Origin of the sequence: Bacilliculturomica massiliensis, assembly GCF_900605495.1 — a bacterium.
Lineage (GTDB): Bacteria > Bacillota > Clostridia > Peptostreptococcales > Anaerovoracaceae > Bacilliculturomica > Bacilliculturomica massiliensis.
In genome coordinates this window covers 178937-195174 of the sequence record NZ_LR027602.1, presented here as the reverse complement: position 1 = coordinate 195174, position 16238 = coordinate 178937, and the positions used below count along the sequence as shown (strand labels likewise).

11 protein-coding genes, 1 tRNA gene and 2 pseudogenes are annotated in these 16238 nt (G+C 55.4%); 5 read left to right on the top strand and 9 right to left on the bottom strand.

Features of this window, described 5'->3' with window-relative positions; translation table 11 throughout:
• The first annotated feature begins 151 nt into the window (after window positions 1–151).
• Window positions 152–1543 (top strand): MATE family efflux transporter, encoded by a 1392-nt coding sequence (locus tag E0E37_RS07505; RefSeq protein ID WP_130862424.1) that lies wholly within the window; start codon window positions 152–154, stop codon window positions 1541–1543.
• Window positions 1544–1568: 25 nt separating this feature from the next.
• Here E0E37_RS07505 and E0E37_RS07500 read toward each other — a convergent pair whose 3' ends face one another.
• The 5 genes from E0E37_RS07500 to E0E37_RS07480 all read right to left on the bottom strand — a co-directional run bounded on the left by E0E37_RS07500 (window position 1569) and on the right by E0E37_RS07480 (window position 7843).
• Window positions 1569–3176 carry an amidohydrolase gene (locus E0E37_RS07500; RefSeq protein ID WP_130862423.1) on the bottom strand — a complete coding sequence of 536 codons (1608 nt, stop codon included), beginning with the start codon at window positions 3174–3176 and terminating at the stop codon, window positions 1569–1571.
• Window positions 3177–3543: 367 nt separating this feature from the next.
• Window positions 3544–4629 (bottom strand): YkvI family membrane protein, encoded by a 1086-nt coding sequence (locus E0E37_RS07495; protein WP_130862422.1) that lies wholly within the window; start codon window positions 4627–4629, stop codon window positions 3544–3546.
• A gap of 85 nt (window positions 4630–4714) precedes the next feature.
• Window positions 4715–6022, bottom strand: a complete 1308-nt coding sequence (grdF, locus tag E0E37_RS07490; RefSeq protein ID WP_130862421.1) for a sarcosine reductase complex component B subunit beta — start codon at window positions 6020–6022, stop codon at window positions 4715–4717.
• Between the two features lie 60 nt (window positions 6023–6082).
• Window positions 6083–7369, bottom strand: coding sequence for a sarcosine reductase complex component B subunit alpha (grdG, locus tag E0E37_RS07485; protein ID WP_130862420.1), 1287 nt, complete (start codon window positions 7367–7369; stop codon window positions 6083–6085).
• An 81-nt stretch (window positions 7370–7450) separates the two neighbouring features.
• Window positions 7451–7843 (bottom strand): GrdX family protein, encoded by a 393-nt coding sequence (locus tag E0E37_RS07480; protein WP_130862419.1) that lies wholly within the window; start codon window positions 7841–7843, stop codon window positions 7451–7453.
• 442 nt (window positions 7844–8285) lie between these two features.
• On the opposite strand from E0E37_RS07480, the gene E0E37_RS07475 reads away from it, so the two are divergent.
• Together E0E37_RS07475 and E0E37_RS07470 are read left to right on the top strand one after the other, a co-directional pair.
• Entirely contained in the window at window positions 8286–9308 is a 1023-nt protein-coding gene (locus E0E37_RS07475) for a sigma-54 interaction domain-containing protein (RefSeq protein WP_165445263.1), read from the top strand.
• A 150-nt stretch (window positions 9309–9458) separates the two neighbouring features.
• Window positions 9459–9535, top strand: a tRNA-Pro gene (locus E0E37_RS07470).
• A 104-nt stretch (window positions 9536–9639) separates the two neighbouring features.
• Here the strand turns inward: E0E37_RS07470 and E0E37_RS07465 are convergent.
• Window positions 9640–10584: a transposase gene (locus tag E0E37_RS07465; protein WP_130862417.1), complete on the bottom strand. Its 945-nt coding sequence runs from the start codon at window positions 10582–10584 to the stop codon at window positions 9640–9642.
• A 370-nt stretch (window positions 10585–10954) separates the two neighbouring features.
• Between E0E37_RS07465 and E0E37_RS18870 the strand changes: the two genes are divergently transcribed.
• Window positions 10955–11161, top strand: a complete 207-nt coding sequence (locus tag E0E37_RS18870) for a hypothetical protein (RefSeq protein ID WP_246019660.1) — start codon at window positions 10955–10957, stop codon at window positions 11159–11161.
• Here the strand turns inward: E0E37_RS18870 and E0E37_RS07455 are convergent.
• Window positions 11142–11323, bottom strand: a pseudogene (locus tag E0E37_RS07455) (transposase); the annotation flags it as partial. The gene E0E37_RS18870 and the pseudogene E0E37_RS07455 sit on opposite strands and share 20 nt — an antisense overlap.
• A gap of 216 nt (window positions 11324–11539) precedes the next feature.
• On the opposite strand from E0E37_RS07455, the gene E0E37_RS07450 reads away from it, so the two are divergent.
• Complete coding sequence (locus E0E37_RS07450; RefSeq protein WP_330548558.1) at window positions 11540–13237, top strand: FAD-dependent oxidoreductase; 1698 nt, start codon at window positions 11540–11542, stop codon at window positions 13235–13237.
• A gap of 489 nt (window positions 13238–13726) precedes the next feature.
• Here the strand turns inward: E0E37_RS07450 and E0E37_RS18865 are convergent.
• A pseudogene (locus tag E0E37_RS18865) lies at window positions 13727–14596 on the bottom strand (exosporium protein); the annotation flags it as partial.
• A gap of 163 nt (window positions 14597–14759) precedes the next feature.
• Window positions 14760–16226, bottom strand: a complete 1467-nt coding sequence (locus tag E0E37_RS07440; RefSeq protein ID WP_330548557.1) for a GntR family transcriptional regulator — start codon at window positions 16224–16226, stop codon at window positions 14760–14762.
• Window positions 16227–16238: the final 12 nt, after the last annotated feature.

The window sequence follows — 16238 nt, the reverse complement described above, 5'->3', positions numbered from 1 at the left end:
GCCCCTTCTCCGGGGCTGTTTTTTTTACTCCCATAGAAAACTTGTTTCACCATTATAACAGGTATTCTTATGGGAGTTTTTTTCTGAACGATCTTCAGCCCAATACAGAAATCTGTCATGTGGAAAAGCCCGGCCGCCGTATATATGAAGTATGAAAAACAAAAATGAATTGTTTGAGCGGATGCCTGTTCCGCAGGCCGTCCTGTATCTGGGACTTCCAACAATGGCCGGTATGGCCCTCACCGTGCTCTACGGCATGGCGGATATGATATTTGTAGGCATGGCCGGCGACGCGGAGCAGCTGGCCGTCATCGCGCTGCTGTCTCCGGTCACCACGGTAGCCATGTCCGTAGGCGCCGTCTTCGGCATCGGCGGATCTTCCTGTCTGTCCCGGCAGCTGGGGGCGAAACAGCGCCGGGAGGCGGCGCGGACAGGTTCCTTCTGTTTCTACAGCGCTCTTTTTCTGGGACTGCTCAGCACCGCTGCAGGCCTGGTGCTGCTCCCGGCCGTACTGCAGATCCTCGGTGCCGGCGGCAGCATGGCTCCCCTGGCTGTGCGCTGCGGCCGTCTTCTTCTGATCGGGACCACTCCCGCTGTCCTCAGCTTTACGCTGAACCAGCTCATCCGTGCAGCCGGGAACGCGGGCGAGGCCATGAACGGCATGGTGGTCGGAGCCCTGGTCAATGTGGCCGCCGATCCGTTCTTCATCCTGTTTCTCGATATGGGCGCCGAGGGTTCGGCCGCCGCCGCCCTGCTCACCGATCTGGTCTCGCTGATCTACTATATCAGGGTGATCCGGCGGACGGAGACCATTTCACTGTCCCTGTCCGATTTCCGGGCTTCCCGCAGCACCGTTAAAAGTATATTTGCAATAGGCATTCCAAGCGCCGTGACGCACTTCCTCGTCAGCATATCCGGCGTCTTCTTCAACCGCCTCTGCATGCGCCACGGCGAGCACGTGGTGGCGGCCTTCAGCGTGGCCCGCCGGGTCATGATGATGCCGAATATGATCTCTCTGGGCCTGGCCAAGGGAGCGCAGCCGCTGATCGGCTACAACTACGCCGCAGGAAACCTGCGGCGTATGAGACGGGCGGTATTCTTTTCCTGTGTGTTCGGCACGGTGATCTGCAGTTTCTTCTCCGTTTTCGTGTTTCTGCGCAGCGGCGGATTGATCCAGCTGTTTACCAACGATCCCGATGTAGTCTGGCTGGGCATGGTCGTGCTGAAGGCCATCCTTTTCGCCATGCCCATCGCCGCTTTCGACACAGTGCTTCTGGCAGCCTTTCAGGCCATGGGTGAAGCCTCCACCATCTTTTTTCTGTCCGTGGGAAAGCAGGCGCTGCTGTATCTTCCCCTCATGTTTCTGGCCGACCGCTTCCTCGGTCTCTCCGGGCTGATCCTGCTGGAGCCGCTGAAAGAGTATCTCTCCGCCATTCTCTCCTTCCTCTTTTACTTCTTCCTCATGAGACGCTGCGGACAGGGACACACACACCTGTCCTCTTCCTCCAAAAGGCATCGAAGCCTGTCTGCCGCGTCCAGATAAAATAAAAGTGAATTATCTGCCTTTCTTATTTTTCTCTGACGTATACCGCTTCGCCGCCCATATACGTAGCGTCCACTTTGACCTGGTCGATCTCCTCCGATGGGATCTCCAGCACATCGCGGTCCAAAACGATAAAGTCCGCGTGAAGACCTTCCGCCAGCCGGCCTACGTCCGCCACTCCCAGGATCTTCTGGGACTCTCTGGTGTACAGTTCAACGGCGGTCTGGATATCCACTCTCTGGTCGGCTCCTGTGTCAGTTCCATCGTAGGCCACTCTGGTCACCGCTCCCTTCATGCCGATGAAAGGATCGGAAGGGTCCGCCCAGGAAGTGGCCGGAGCGTCGGAAGAGAAGGCCGTCAGCACGCCTTTTTCCAGCATGGTCTTCGTCGGGTACGTGGTCTTTGTTCTCTCCGGTCCCAGATTTGTCAGGTAGCTCTCGATCTCGCAATAGAGGAAGATGGGCTGAACGGTCATGGCGATCCCCGATCGGGCACAGCGGTCCATGGCCTGTTCGGAGGCCATAGCGGAATGCTCGATCCGAACGCAGGGCCGCCCGTCTTTCATCCAGTTTTCCTCCTGATAGAAAGCGTTCACCGCCCGATCGATGGCCCTCGCCCCCATGGCGTGATATTTCAGCTGAACGCCGTTCTCTCTGGCAAAGGCGCCGGCTCCCATCACATCCTCCTCCGTGGCCACCGGAAACCCGCAGGCGTCGGTGTTCAGATAGGGCTGATCGCACCAGGCAGTCTGACCGGATACGCTTCCGTCGCCGATCAGCTTGACTCCGCCCACAAAGATCTGCTTTGTATTGTCCCTGCGCTCCAGGGGGATGGGCTTGGGATCATCTTTCATCTGATCCCAGAAATAATAGATGGCTACGCGCTGCTTCATTCCCATCTCCGCCGCCTTGGCGTAGATCTCGTAGCAGTCTACCGGCTTTGAATCGCCTCCGGCTTCCGATACTGCCGTGATGCCGTGGGACAGCAGCAGATCGCTGAGCTTCGCCAGTTTGGCCGCCATTTCATCCGGCGTATCCTTCGGGATGATATCCATCAGCATAAAGCGCGCTTTCTCGCGCAGGATCCCCGTCAGCTCGCCCTTCTCATCGTGATCGATCCGGCCGCCTACAGGGTCCGGCGTATCCTTTGTAATACCCATCAATTCCAGCGCCCGGCTGTTGACGCATGCTATGTGGAAGCACGTACGGACCAGCGCCACCGGATTATTGGGGGCGGCTTCGTCCAGTTCAGATCTCAGCGGCGCTCTCTTTTCTCTGTATTTCCCTTCATCGTAGCCCCATCCCAGGATCCACTCTCCCGGTTTGGCCGCTGCAGCCTTTTCACGGACCTGCTCCATAATTTCAGCGATCGAATAGACATTGGGCGGCAGACAGGCGATCTGCTCCATGGTCCCGGCCAGGTGGCAGGGGTGCATGTGATTATCCACGATACCGGGAAGGACGCGCTTTGCGCCAAGATCCACGCGCTTCACCCCTTCACCGGGAAGATCTTTTTCCTCTCCGATCCACGCGATCCGTCCGTCTTTTACCGCCATAGCGTCCGCATAAGGCCGTTTTTCGTCTGACGTAAAAATTTTTCCATTTGTAAAGATACAGTCATACTGTTTGCTCATGCAACTACTCCTTTTCCTTCCGCTTCCGTTTTCCGGCGCTTCCGAGCCTGCCGGATCTGCGCCGCGTTCATTGACCAATAATATAAGCAATATCCGTGCCAGGTGCGGATCCAGCCTTTTTTTCCTCATGTACGCCTGGATTTTCAACGATCTGATCCCCATGCCGCCTTCTGACGCGCTCTGTCTCAGACTCCCGTATGTCAACTTTATTTTACAGCCGACAAAATTGTTTACCCGATCCGTTCTGTGCTTTTTCTGAACACGGCCCTGCCCCAGGCTCAGCCAAAAAAGAAAGAACCGCGGGTCATACTGCCCCGCGGTTCTTTCCGTGATTTCATGATACTCAGATAAGGAGTTTGTCTGTAAATTATGCAGCCGCCCGTCTGCGCACCATCCGTATGATGATGAACAGCAGCAGCAGAATTCCCACATAGCCGTTGATCACATAGATAATATTGACCAGACGGTTGAATGGCAGCGCCAGACCGACGAAGCAGCCTGCCGCCGCCAGGATCAGCGTCAGCGCTTTGAAGCGCGGACTTCCCTCCTGGGTAAAACGCGAGGCGGCCTGCCACAGCAGAGGAACCGCCGTCGTGTAAATTCCGGCTATGATAATGATCGAAAAAATGGCGGCGATCCCCGGATGGATCTTGATGGCCAGGATCAGCGCCGGGATCTGGGTCCCCGCCACATCCGGCAGATAAGCCAGCAGCCCGAACATCAGCGTCACACAACCGGCGGCAAAACCCGCCGCGCCCAGGCTGGATCCCAAAAGCGCCTCTTTTGCGCTGTTGGCGCCTTTTCCCATGGCGGCCAGAAATGCGGCCAGCCACAACATGCAGAAGCCCACATAGGAGCTGGCGGATGTGAACCAATTAGTCCCCGCCTGCATTACATCGATCTGGCCGGCTTCCAGCGCGGCCACGTTGTCCGGGATCGCGCCGGCATTGGAGATCAGGGAATAAAGTCCCAGCCCCACGGCGATCAGGACGATGATCGGGCCGATCTTGCCGATAATATCCACGATCCGGCCCAGACCCATGGTGACAGTAAAGCCCGCCAGACACATCATGGCGATCCCGCCCACGGCCGTGGGCAGACCGTAATGCTGATTCAGCGTGGCCCCCGCCCCGCCGATCATGACCACATAGGACATGAAAACGAAGGCGATCGTAAAATAATCATAGAAAGCACCGATATACTTTCCACAGTAATAGACGAAAATGTCGCTGCCCTTCTCAAACTGTTCCCGATAACCTGTAACGATAAAATCTCCGCCCACATACAGAAACAAAATCAGCATGACCACAGCCGTCAGCACACCCTCGTATCCGTAAGACGCGAAATACTGCAGGATCTCCTGGCCGGTGGCGAAGCCGGAACCGATGAGAAAGGCGATAAAAGCGCCGGCGAACTTGAACACATTCCCCCATTTTACAACTTGTTTTTCCATGCATACACCTGGGGCCGGGATCCGGCCCCTCTTCCTTTCCTATCTGCAATGGAACAGCAACGGACTTGTACTCTTGGGCGGTGTTTTATTCAAATACGGTCTGGCCGTCTACTTCTGTCTGCAGAGCGTCCAGCGCTTTTTTCACCAGCTTCATACGTACCTTGTAGCTTCCCTCGTCACCCAGCGTGGGATCGCCCAAAGGATAGGGGATACCTACGGCCGGCACGATCCTGTTCGCGCCTATGGTCAGGGAGATGGGCACTACCGTACACACGTGGACCACCGGAATGCCCGCGCGTTCAATTTCTTTTACCATCGTTGCACCGCAACGCGTACAGGTTCCTCAGGTGGAGGTCAGGATGACTGCATCCACTCCATCTGCGACCAGCTTCTTGCTGAACTGCTCGCCGAATCCTTTGGCGTTTCCGATGGATGTTCCCGTTCCTGTGGTGGCGATGAAATAATTGTTCAGTTCGCCGATCTCGCCCTCTTTCTCCAGCTGGCGCAACGCGTCCAGCGGTACGACGAGATTGGGATTATTCAGTACAAAGGCCCGGTCGTATCCGCCGTGGATCGTCATGAACTCCTCCGGGCTCATGGTATCCTTGCCCTCGATGCTGTACACGCCGTATTTCGTGGCGCTGGAGGACTCAATGCGGTCCGGATTGCCAACCGGAACGATTCCGCCGGAGGTGACTACCGCCACCTTGGCGTGCTTCATATCTTTTACCGCCGGATTGGGCGCTACCCTGTCAAAGACAGGCATGGGATACTCGGTCTCAAAAGGCTCTTTCGCCATCTTGCGCACTAACATCTCTACGCCCCGGGCGGATCCTCTCTCCTCTGCGAAATAATTGACCCGGATCCCTCTCTCGATGTATCCTTCTTCCGCAGGTCCCAGGATCTCCTCTCCGCTCATCATCTTCTTCAGCAGAGCCGCCATCTTGGGCATGGATTTTCTCATATCCGCCGCGGAATCTTTTGTCAAAATAATATGCACATCTTTCTTATACATATCGGCACCGGGGTTTTCCGTGAACATGCCGGTGACCACGGGAATCCCCAGCTCCTGCTCCACTGCCTTCGCGATACTGCCGCAGGCCACTCCGTAGCGGCCGGCGTTGAAGGCAGGTCCGGCCACAAAGCCCGCCGGATCATATTCTTTGATCATGGCCAGCAGCGTTTCCGTCGCCTCGTCCATGTGCTCTCCAAAATAGCTGTCGCCGCAGATGACGGTGGCCGCCACTTCATACTCGTCTCCCAGAGCCGTCTGTAGGGCCAGTCCAGGCCCTACGACGCCCTCTCTCACCTCGGGTGGAATATCGGCTTTCTCCTCGCCGCCGATTCCCGCAAAGAAGTTATTTATGTAATGCACTATCCTCTTCTTTTCCATTCCGAACCCTCCTGTCCGATCTATTTCAGCTGATCTCATTCAGTTCATATTCCCTGATCGTTAATAGCCTCTGGCCGCCAGCCTGTTATATCCGTTAGCGATGGTGGAAGCGATGATGATCTGGAGCTCCGCCTCAATGCTGCCGTCGGGCCGCAGGCTTCCCTCATATCCGCCGATCATGGTCTCCACGTAGTCCAGCGTGCCGATGATCTTCTCCATGGGCGGGAATTCGATGATGAGATTTCCCTGTCCGCAGGATACCAGCGCGTCCGCCTCGTTGACTGCGTCCGCCAGGGACTGGGACTTTCCGTCTCTGCCCGGGAACTCGTCAGTGATGAGCACCACGTCGATACCCTTCTGGCTCACCTTTTTGCAGTTCATCATCAGATCCGTGTCCGGATTGCCGTATCCCTCTTCAGTGATCAGCACGCCGTCCAGTCCCATGAACTCCGCCAGCTTGGCCACCATATCGGAAGAACGCTCTTTGTCGGCGAGAAATACATTCTCGTTGGTCAGGATGACGCCGATGAAATTCAGATCCTTGCCGTGGCGCTTGTAGAGATCCTCGATCACCGGATTGTTCAGGTGATGGAAGGTCGTCACCTTATCGCAGGGCGCAACGCAGTTTCCGCTGATGATCGCTCCGTCCATGATCTCCGTGGGATACATGAAGGTCGGTATGAACTGCTTAGCGTCTACGCCGTAATAATACGTATCGTGCAGCAGTCCCTGGGACTGCAGCATGTGGATATAACCTACCTTGGGCAGATCGGGATACTGAGCGATCTGCTCCTGCAGCGGCTTCGTCTCATAAACCACTACTTCGTCGGGCTCCACGTTTCTGCCGGCCTCGCCCACATAAGACGCTACCTTCAGTCCCGCCATTCTGCCCGCCGCCTCATAATCATGAGTCTCCAGGCCTTCCTGGGGCTCGATGACTACGCACACGTTGTTGGTCGCTGAAAAAGGCGTGTACGCCGCAGCCGGACCGGACATGTCGATAATTCCCTCCTGGAAACCGACGATCTTTCCGCAGGTCACAACAGCCGCGCCCACAAGGGCGTGCGTCCTGCCGCTGCCAACTTCCTTGACCTTGCTGATCATGCCCGGGAAAATACCTCCGCCTCCCGAAACCTTGACGCGGGGCTCCAGAACATCCTTTACCGGCGCGATCCGAACCGACTCGCCGGGTCTGGCCAGTTCCACCTGGGCCCCGATCAGACGCTCATCCTCAAGTACCAGCTTTTCGATCTCTTCTTTATTTACGTACAGCACGCCTTTCTCGACTTTTGTCTCCGGTCCGAACTGTACATCGTGGATTTTGATCCTGCCTAACTCCAGTTTCAAATGTAACACCTCCTGCAATCTGCCCTGAGTGACCATACCTGCCCGCCGCTTTCCCGCTCCCGGGTCCGCCGCGCTGCGGCCTTACACGTAGTTGCGCTGCTCGTACACGGTGAGAAAGGAAAGATCCACCGTCTTGAAATCCTCTCTGGTCCTCTCGTTCCAGCGAGGCGTTCCGCGATTTCTCATAAACTTTCTGGCAGCGTCGATGCTGTTTTCGATGAGCTCCACACTCCTGAAATTTTCTTCACGAGCGCTTTGCTTCTCCAGAAGCACCGACCGGTAAGGAGTCTGATTCGGCTTCACACTGCCGCACAGCGGGTGGGTCAGCAGCCGATATCCACGGTGGACGTAATCTCTGGTCCGAAGCAAAACATCCAGATACGTACCATCCGCCAGATAAATGACCTCAACCTCTTTTCGGCAGTCCATGCAAAACTTTTTCGCTTTGTCATTATTTGTGATCAGCAGCGCCATCACACACTCCTCCTCTCTCCCGTGTTACGCTCGGCCTTCCACGCCGGCTTCACCGTCGTCTGCTCCGTGTAACACCTTCTGTCCATAGATATAAGCAATCGCCATGCCACAACCTATCGTTTTCATCCATAAGCCGGTTGTTTTTTTCTTTAGCAGGAAAAGATCGTTTAAACTTTAACGTTTTCAGAGTTTGTATTTTTTCTGATTACAGTGATTTTTTTCATGATCACCGACGCACACGGGTGAAATTTGCAGATATTTCCGACATCCGCCATGTCATTTACTTCATATGCAGGCAGTTTTCTTCACGCTTTTTTGTGAAAAATCACTCATTTTACTTGACGGAACCTATTCTCCGTTATACACTTTCCTAAAAAGAACTGCAGACAGACCGATTAGCGGACCGATAAGCAGACCGCGGTCGGACAGGAGGATTACAGCAATGCGCCATCCCATGGAAGACAATACAGCTTCTTATAAGGGTACTGCAAAGAACCCTTATTTTCTCTCAACCAAAAACGAGTCCTTCCGGAGGACGCTTCGTTTCTGTGAGAAAGCGGCGGCCTCCAACGTAAACATCCTTCTCACCGGTGAATCAGGCACAGGCAAGGAAGTGCTGGCCCGCTATATCCACAACTGCAGCAGCCGCAGGGAGGGCAACTTTATCGCCGTCAACTGCTCTGCCTTCTCCGATTCACTTTTGGAATCGGAGCTTTTTGGTCACGAACAGGGCGCTTTTACCGGCGCCACCGGTACAAAAAAAGGAAAGTTTGAATACTCAGAGGGAGGAACGTTTTTTCTGGATGAAGTGGGCGACATGAGCCAGACCACGCAGCTGAAGCTGCTGCGCGTGTTGGAGACCAAGACGATGGAGCGCATCGGTTCCAACGATCCCATCGAGATCGACTTCCGCCTGATCTCCGCCACCCATCAGGATCTGAAGGACATGGTCCAGCACGGTCTTTTCCGCGAGGATTTCCTGTACCGCATATCTACCGTAGTCATACAGGTGCCTTCGCTCCGCCAGCGCAAAGAGGACCTGGAGGATCTGACCGATTTCTTTCTGAGAAAATCCGAGGCGGAAAATCACATTCAGATCCACACCATCGAACCCAGCGTAAAAGAATTTCTGCTGAACTACGATTACTTCGGAAACATCCGCGAACTGAAAAATATTATCGACCGTATGGTGGTCCTGTCCGAAAACGGCGTCATTACCAGAGACGGTCTTCCGGTCCTGTACTCCTTCGGCAAGAACGCTCCCGAGGACGCGCCTGCCGGCCCGCGGAGCGCAGACTTTGACGAGATCATTCCCTTTCAGGAATTCAAGCACCGCTCAGAGAAAGAATATCTTGAGTGGGTCCTCAAACAGACCGGAGGCAACGTGGCCGAGGCCTCCCGCCGCCTGCAGCTGAGCACCCGCCAGCTTTTCAGCAAGATCAAAATGCTTGAAATAAAGAAATGACCGGGAGCGGTCGCCAAGTGATCGTTCCTTCCATCTGAAAAAAATCCACATTAAATTGAAATATTACTTGTATTTTTGAAGTGATTTGTGTATAATCATTAATTGACACGTGCCATTGATTCGCATTGAAAATGTGTCTGATTCCAACGACGAGGTGTGGCTCAGCTTGGTAGAGCGTTGCGTTCGGGACGCAAAGGCCGCAGGTTCGAATCCTGTCACCTCGACCATAGACTGTCCGAAAAGACAGGAAAAAACACTGTAAATCCAAGATTTACAGTGTTTTTTTACGTTGGAATGAGGAAAAAGGGCAAAAAAACAGAAAAATGAGGGGTTAAATCCCCCTCATTGCCTCCACAAGGGCCGGAACCCCCTTCATATTGATGGCTCTCTTCATATTGTACGCAAGAAAACTAAGCCCCGCTTCCGCCGAGGTTTTTTGGATCCCCTTGCAAAGAAAGTAGTAGGCCCCGTGGGACCACTTTACCGTGCCGAAGGGATGCTCCGACACGCACAGTCGGAGCTTCTGTTTGGGTATGTCGTCCGCCACCCGCAGCAATACGGTCAGACCTGGCCGGTTTTTGCGGTAAAACGAATTGTGGGGGATAAAGCCCGGCGGCTGAGTGATCACGGGTTTCCCTTCTCCGTACATGCGTGCGGCTACATATTCGGTTCCTGGACCAAAGCGCACCACCTTGTGCTTGCGCGATGGGGTGCAGCGATTCGTACATTGTCGGCAGGCCGGTCTGCAGGCGTATTCGATCCCGCCGTGCTTTTCACAGGTCTTTCGCAGCGTCTGGCCCATGGGGCAGGTCACCGTCGTTTTGTCCAGTCCGCGATGGAAGCAGCCGATGGCCCGCTCTGCTCGGACCTCCACGCTCAGGTGAGATCCCTCGTAGCATTGGGGCAGGACGCCGGCGTGCAGGCAGGCCCGGATGTCTTCGGGCCTGGTGGAACGACGCCGCTCTTCCGTGATCGCCTGGGGCTCATAGGGCAGAACCAACAGCCGCTCAGACTGGTCGTAGCGGAATCCCACATAGGGCAATACGCCCTGCTGGATGCAGGCGAGTATTTCTTCCTGACTGTCATACCCCTTGTCCGCCACCACCGAAAGGACCTCTGTCTTCAGATCCTGCTTGACCTTCTGGGAGAAGGCGGAAAGCACCTGCTGGTCGTTGGCATGGTTGGTCACCTCGAAGGCCGCGACCAGATGTGTCTTCGCGTCCACTGCCGTCTGCACATTGTAACAGCAGTGAAAGCCGTTTTTGCTGTTCATCATGCGGGCCTGGGGATCTGAGAAGCATGGTGATCAACGCTGGCGACCGTTTTGATACGCGGAAAGATGGGACGTCTCCTGGATTTTTTCTTTTTGCCACGCCAAATGACGCAAAAACGAAAAAAGAATGATCGAAATATACTTATTACGAAATATATGGAAGTTATTTTTTCTTGTTTAGTGCAAAAGTGCGTTCAAAAAGAAAAAAGCGACATAAATCGACAAGGCAGATAATAGAACTGTCTTCTACGTCCTCTGTTTTTTTCTTTTTTGAGGTTGAATACAAAGCAAAAAGAAAAAATGGATTCTCTCGTGTTTTCGATCAACTGCTGATCTGCATTTTTTTATATCGGAAGTTGTGAATGGAGCGTTTATGAATAATAAGAATCAATTTGTTACGATATGGATGTTTGCAGGGATGCTGCTTGGACTGGCCATCGCCTGTGTTATTGGAATTTCTCAAGGTAAATTGGGAATGATGGACGTTGCGTTGATCTGCAGGGCGTTGGGAGATTCCAACCGTCTGCAGATCGTACAAATGCTGTCTGACGGCGAGAAATGCGCCTGCATTCGATCATGAGCCTGCGGCTGGAACGGATCTGGTTGAGGTAGCCATACAGGTACAATTTGAGAAGCACGGCAGGATCATAGGCCGGCCGGTGTCTGCGGGGACCGCATGGGTGAAGCCCAGTTTGTTCAGGTCCAGCCCGTCAACGAATGCGTCGATGAGGCGGACCGGATTGCCGGGATCGATGTGAGCCTCCTAGGAGACAAACAGCCTGATCTGGCGGCGGGATGCTTGCCTGCACGAAATGAGGGTTCATTTGGAGTTGTCTCCCCCGCAGTGATCCGTGAGCGTCTCCTATTTTTTCAGAACGCTTACGCACGGTGATCATATCACAGTCTTTTGTAAGAAAAAAGTGTATACTGTACTCATCAACGACGAGGAGGTAAGCACATGAGTATGAAAGTTGTTATCATCGGCGGCGTAGCGGGCGGCGCCACCGCGGCCGCTCGGATCCGCAGACTGGATGAGCAGGCGGAGATCGTGGTATTTGAACGGTCCGGATATATTTCGTACGCCAACTGCGGCCTGCCCTATTATATCAGCGGCGCCATTGACGATCCTGAGGAACTGACCCTGCAGACCCCGGAGAGCTTCTTCTCCCGCTTTCGGGTGGATATGCGGGTGCTCCATGAGGTCACCGCCATCCACCCGGAAAAAAAGACGGTCTCTGTGAAAAAACTGGCCACCGGGGAGGAGTTTGAGGAGGGCTACGACAAGCTTATTCTGTCTCCCGGAGCCCATCCGACCCAGCCCAGGCTCCCCGGAGCAGGACTGGACAAGCTGTTTACCCTGCGGACGGTGGAGGACACTTTCCGCATCAAGAACTATGTGGACGCCTGCCGCCCCAGGTCTGCCGTACTGGCAGGCGGCGGCTTCATCAGCCTGGAGGTGGCGGAGAACCTGCGGGAACTGGGTATGGAGGTCACCATCGTTCAGAGGCCCAGGCAGCTTATGAACCCCTTTGACCCTGACATGGCTTCTTTCATCCACGCCGAAATGCGGAAGCATGGCATCAGGCTGGCTCTCGGTCACACCGTGGAGGGCTTTGCAGAAAAAGACGGCGGCGTTGATGTTCTGCTGAAAGATTCCCTTCCCCTCCACGCCGACATGGTGGTGCTTGCCATCGGCGTGACCCCGGAGAGCGCGCTTGCAAAAGACGCCGGGCTGGAGCTGGGCGTCAAGGGCAGCATCGTGGTGAATGACCGGATGGAGACCTCCATTCCCGACATTTACGCCGTAGGCGACGCGGTACAGGTGAAACACTTTGTCACCGGTGAAGCGGCGGTCATCTCTCTGGCGGGTCCCGCCAACAAGCAGGGCCGGATCGCCGCCGACAACATCTGCGGAGGGGACAGCCGTTACCGGGGCAGCCAGGGCAGTTCCGTCATCAAAGTATTCGACATGACTGCCGCCTCCACCGGTCTCAACGAGACCAACGCCAGAAAGTCGGGCATCGACTGCGACAAGGTGATTCTCTCCCCCATGAGCCACGCAGGTTACTATCCCGGCGGCAGACTGATGACCATGAAGGTGGTCTTCGAGAAGGAGACCTTCCGTCTGCTGGGAGCCCAGATCGTGGGCTACGAGGGCGTGGACAAGCGCATAGACGTGCTGGCCACCGCAATCAGGGCGGGACTGAACGCCACCGAATTAAAAGATCTGGACCTGGCTTACGCGCCCCCCTATTCCTCCGCCAAGGACCCGGTAAACATGGCTGGCTTCATGATCGAGAACCTGAAAAACGGCCTTGTGAAGCAGTGGTATCTGGAGGACGCAGAAGGCCTGCCCCGGGACGGCAGCGTGACGCTGCTGGACACCCGTACCCCGGCCGAATACGCCAGCGGTCATATGGACGGTTTTTCCAATATCCCGGTGGACGAACTGCGGGAGCGGCTGGGGGAGGTCCCCGCCGGCAGACCCGTTTTCCTCATCTGCCAGAGCGGTCTGCGCAGCTATATCGCCGCCCGCATCCTTATCAGCCACGGTTTTGACTGCTATAACTTCGCCGGGGGGTTCCGGTTCTACGAGACCGTCAAAAATGAACGCTGTCTCATCGAGCAGGCGGCCCCCTGCGGCATGGATCAATAAAGTAAAAACACGCCATATCCGACTTAGACGGCCGGGTATGGCGTGTTTTCCCAAGAACCTCCACTTCGATCCTTACGCTGCGGACGTTCGGTTCAGTTTCAGGACCGTTATGGTTCCGGTCCCGTCGCTGGTGCTCGACGGACTGTTATATGTCAGTGAAAAACGTGTCTCCGCCGGAACCTCGATGATCAGCGAATTGGATCCGTAGGCGCTGCTTGAATCCGATCCGGTTTTAAAGTAAATTCCGTATTCAATGTGCGACGCGCCGCTATAAAAGGGCGTGACCTGCATAAAACCGGCGGTCCTCAATATGGCTGAAATATGGTAGGAGATCAGATAATATCCCGGCGCAAGCGTTATATGCGTGGGATCGGACAATACGATCTGCCCGGTGGGATCATCTACGGAAGTCCCAAAGGGGATCAGCGCGGCATCCTTAAAAGGAATGGCAAAGGTCGCAAAAAAGGCGAACACATCTTCGGGCGCCATACCGGCAGGCCCCGTAGCCCCCGTAGCCCCCGTAGCTCCGGTCGCCCCCGCGGCGCCGGCGGCCCCTGTATTTCCCCGCGGGCCGGTGGGACCGGTGATCCCGTTAGCTCCCGTGGGGCCCACAGCTCCGGTGGGACCCGTTAAGCCGTTGGCTCCCGTGGGTCCGGTATTTCCCATGGGTCCAGTCGCTCCAGTGATCCCGTTGGCCCCCGTAGCCCCTGCGGGACCGGTGGGACCCGTAGCTCCGTTGGCTCCTGTGGGGCCAAGACCTCCAGTGGGTCCGGTAGCCCCATTGGCCCCCGTCGGGCCCGTATTTCCCATGGGTCCGGTTGCTCCTGTTGCCCCGTTGGCGCCGGTCACACCCCTGGCGCCGGTGGGGCCCGCAGCTCCCGTGGCGCCCATTGCTCCGTTGGCTCCCGTAGCTCCAGTGGGACCCGTCGGACCGGTGGACCCGTTGGCCCCTGTCGGGCCAAGACCTCCAGTGGGACCGGTGATCCCATCGGCTCCCGTCGGGCCCGTATTTCCCATGGGTCCGGTAGCGCCGGTAACGCCGTTTTCACCTGTAGCGCCCCTTGGGCCGGTGGGACCGGTGATCCCGTTGGCCCCCGTCGGGCCGGCGGCTCCGGTAGGCCCTGTGATTCCATTGGCCCCTGTGGGACCGGTATTTCCCATGGGTCCTGTGGAGCCCGTGGCTCCGTTGGCCCCTGTCGCTCCCCTTGGACCCGTCGGACCGGTGATCCCGTTGGCTCCGGTGGGGCCTGTAGCACCCGCTGGACCGGTGGGCCCCGTTGGTCCCGCAGGGCCGGCGGGACCCGTTGGACAGGTCCCCGATATGAGAGATGAGCATGCGCTCAAATATTGTTTATCCATATATACACACCTGATTTCTTCCCCCTATCCTCTTATTTGTGAGGCGAGCGAAGACAGGACAGAGGGATCATAGGGAGAAGATCTCCCCTATACAGTATATGGCCGCCTTTCATCCGGGGTTCCTCTGCATCTCTGACTCTCATATCTTATGAACATGCAGGCTCTATTTCCACAGTGCGCTTCCGTCGTAGGTCGCCATCGCAGCCTCATAGTAACCCAGCCGCTTGCATTCCTTGACCACCGAGCTGTAGATACTCTCGAATAACCGGGCGGTCTTTTCAGAAAAGGCCTCGTAGTTGCCTGCGGAAAGCAGCTCTATGGCTCTCACTCCCTGTTCATGGATGTGGCAGTTGACCGCCGTTTTCTTCGTATCAAGCAGGGCTGGAATACTGCGGCCGATCCGTAAATTTCTTTTCAGCAGCGTGTAAATGGCATGTAACGCGTCCATCCCCATATGCTCGATTATGACATCCAGAAGCAGGGCGGGCGTACGCCCATACAGATACTCTTCATTCCAGAGGCGATCGATCTTATTTTTTACCGCCCGGATCTCTTCCTGCCCAATATGCGGCGCTGCGCAGGCGGCTGTTCCCTCTATCGTTAAGGCCAGCAATTCCAGACTGTCCAGATACCGGCGCACTTGATTGGCGATCAAATGGGCGGGGATCTCGATCTTCTTCAATTCCTTCAGGTCCACCTCTACAAAAATGCCGTTGCCGCGGACTGTTTTGACAACTCCCCATTCCTGCATTATCTGGATCGCTTTTATCGTCGTATCCACACAGACGCCGTATATCTCCTGCAGTTCCTTGTGCGCAGGCAGTTTGTCTCCCCGTTGATACCGACCTACTGCAATCAGGCCCAGCAGATCCATATACACCGACGCATATCTGACTTCGGCGCCCGTTAAAAGTTTCTCCAGCTGTTTTCTTCCAAGAATCACCGCCGAATCGGCGGGGACATGGAACGCGGGACTGTTTCCATATGTAAATCCATATAGCCCGGACATATCGTCAAAGGCTGCGCTTTCCGGGGCGCCGCCGCTTTCAATGATCTTCATAAATCCCTGAAGCTGCGCGAAATATCTCCCTCGGCTCTCTACGTCGTCCTTCAGCGGTTTTAAATCTTTCAGTCCCAGGCTGTCCACCGCCCGCAGACTCAGATCGTTCTCATTCCTTGCCACAAAGAATCTCCAGAACTGTTTGGACAATCTCCAGAACTCGCCGGCATTACTGATATCCATATTGTCTAAAATTTTCTTTGGGATCAGCAGGTCCTTTTTCCTGCAAAGAGAGATCCCGTTTTTAATGATGGGATAACACAATAGAACTCCCGTTTTAAGTACGTCGTCCGTGATCTCGGCGTCTATTTTCTCCAGCGCAAGCACGGTCGTCCGATGGACCGCATTGCGGCCGGGGCTTACCACCGGGCGCTTTCCCTGACGCGTTTCAATAAAGCCAGCTTCCTCCAGCAATTTTAATGCATGCCGGATCGTCTTTTCCGAAGTTCCAAATTCCTGGCACAGCTTGATACGGGAAGGAAGGCTGGAACCCTCCGGCAGCAGCCCGCATTCAATTTTATTCTTGAGAATTTGAAAAACTCTCTCATACATCATGATATCGTAGCCCAAAACGACCTCCTC

What these genes read in the sequence shown, in the direction of transcription:
- E0E37_RS07450 (WP_330548558.1), top strand. Translation starts at nt 11,540, where the DNA reads ATGAGTATGAAAGTTGTTATCATCGGCGGCGTAGCGGGCGGCGCCACC.
- E0E37_RS18870 (WP_246019660.1), top strand. Translation starts at nt 10,955, where the DNA reads ATGAATAATAAGAATCAATTTGTTACGATATGGATGTTTGCAGGGATG.
- E0E37_RS07475 (WP_165445263.1), top strand. Translation starts at nt 8,286, where the DNA reads ATGCGCCATCCCATGGAAGACAATACAGCTTCTTATAAGGGTACTGCA.
- E0E37_RS07500 (WP_130862423.1), bottom strand. Translation starts at nt 3,176, where the DNA reads ATGAGCAAACAGTATGACTGTATCTTTACAAATGGAAAAATTTTTACG.
- E0E37_RS07495 (WP_130862422.1), bottom strand. Translation starts at nt 4,629, where the DNA reads ATGGAAAAACAAGTTGTAAAATGGGGGAATGTGTTCAAGTTCGCCGGC.
- E0E37_RS07480 (WP_130862419.1), bottom strand. Translation starts at nt 7,843, where the DNA reads ATGGCGCTGCTGATCACAAATAATGACAAAGCGAAAAAGTTTTGCATG.
- E0E37_RS07505 (WP_130862424.1), top strand. Translation starts at nt 152, where the DNA reads ATGAAAAACAAAAATGAATTGTTTGAGCGGATGCCTGTTCCGCAGGCC.
- E0E37_RS07465 (WP_130862417.1), bottom strand. Translation starts at nt 10,584, where the DNA reads ATGATGAACAGCAAAAACGGCTTTCACTGCTGTTACAATGTGCAGACG.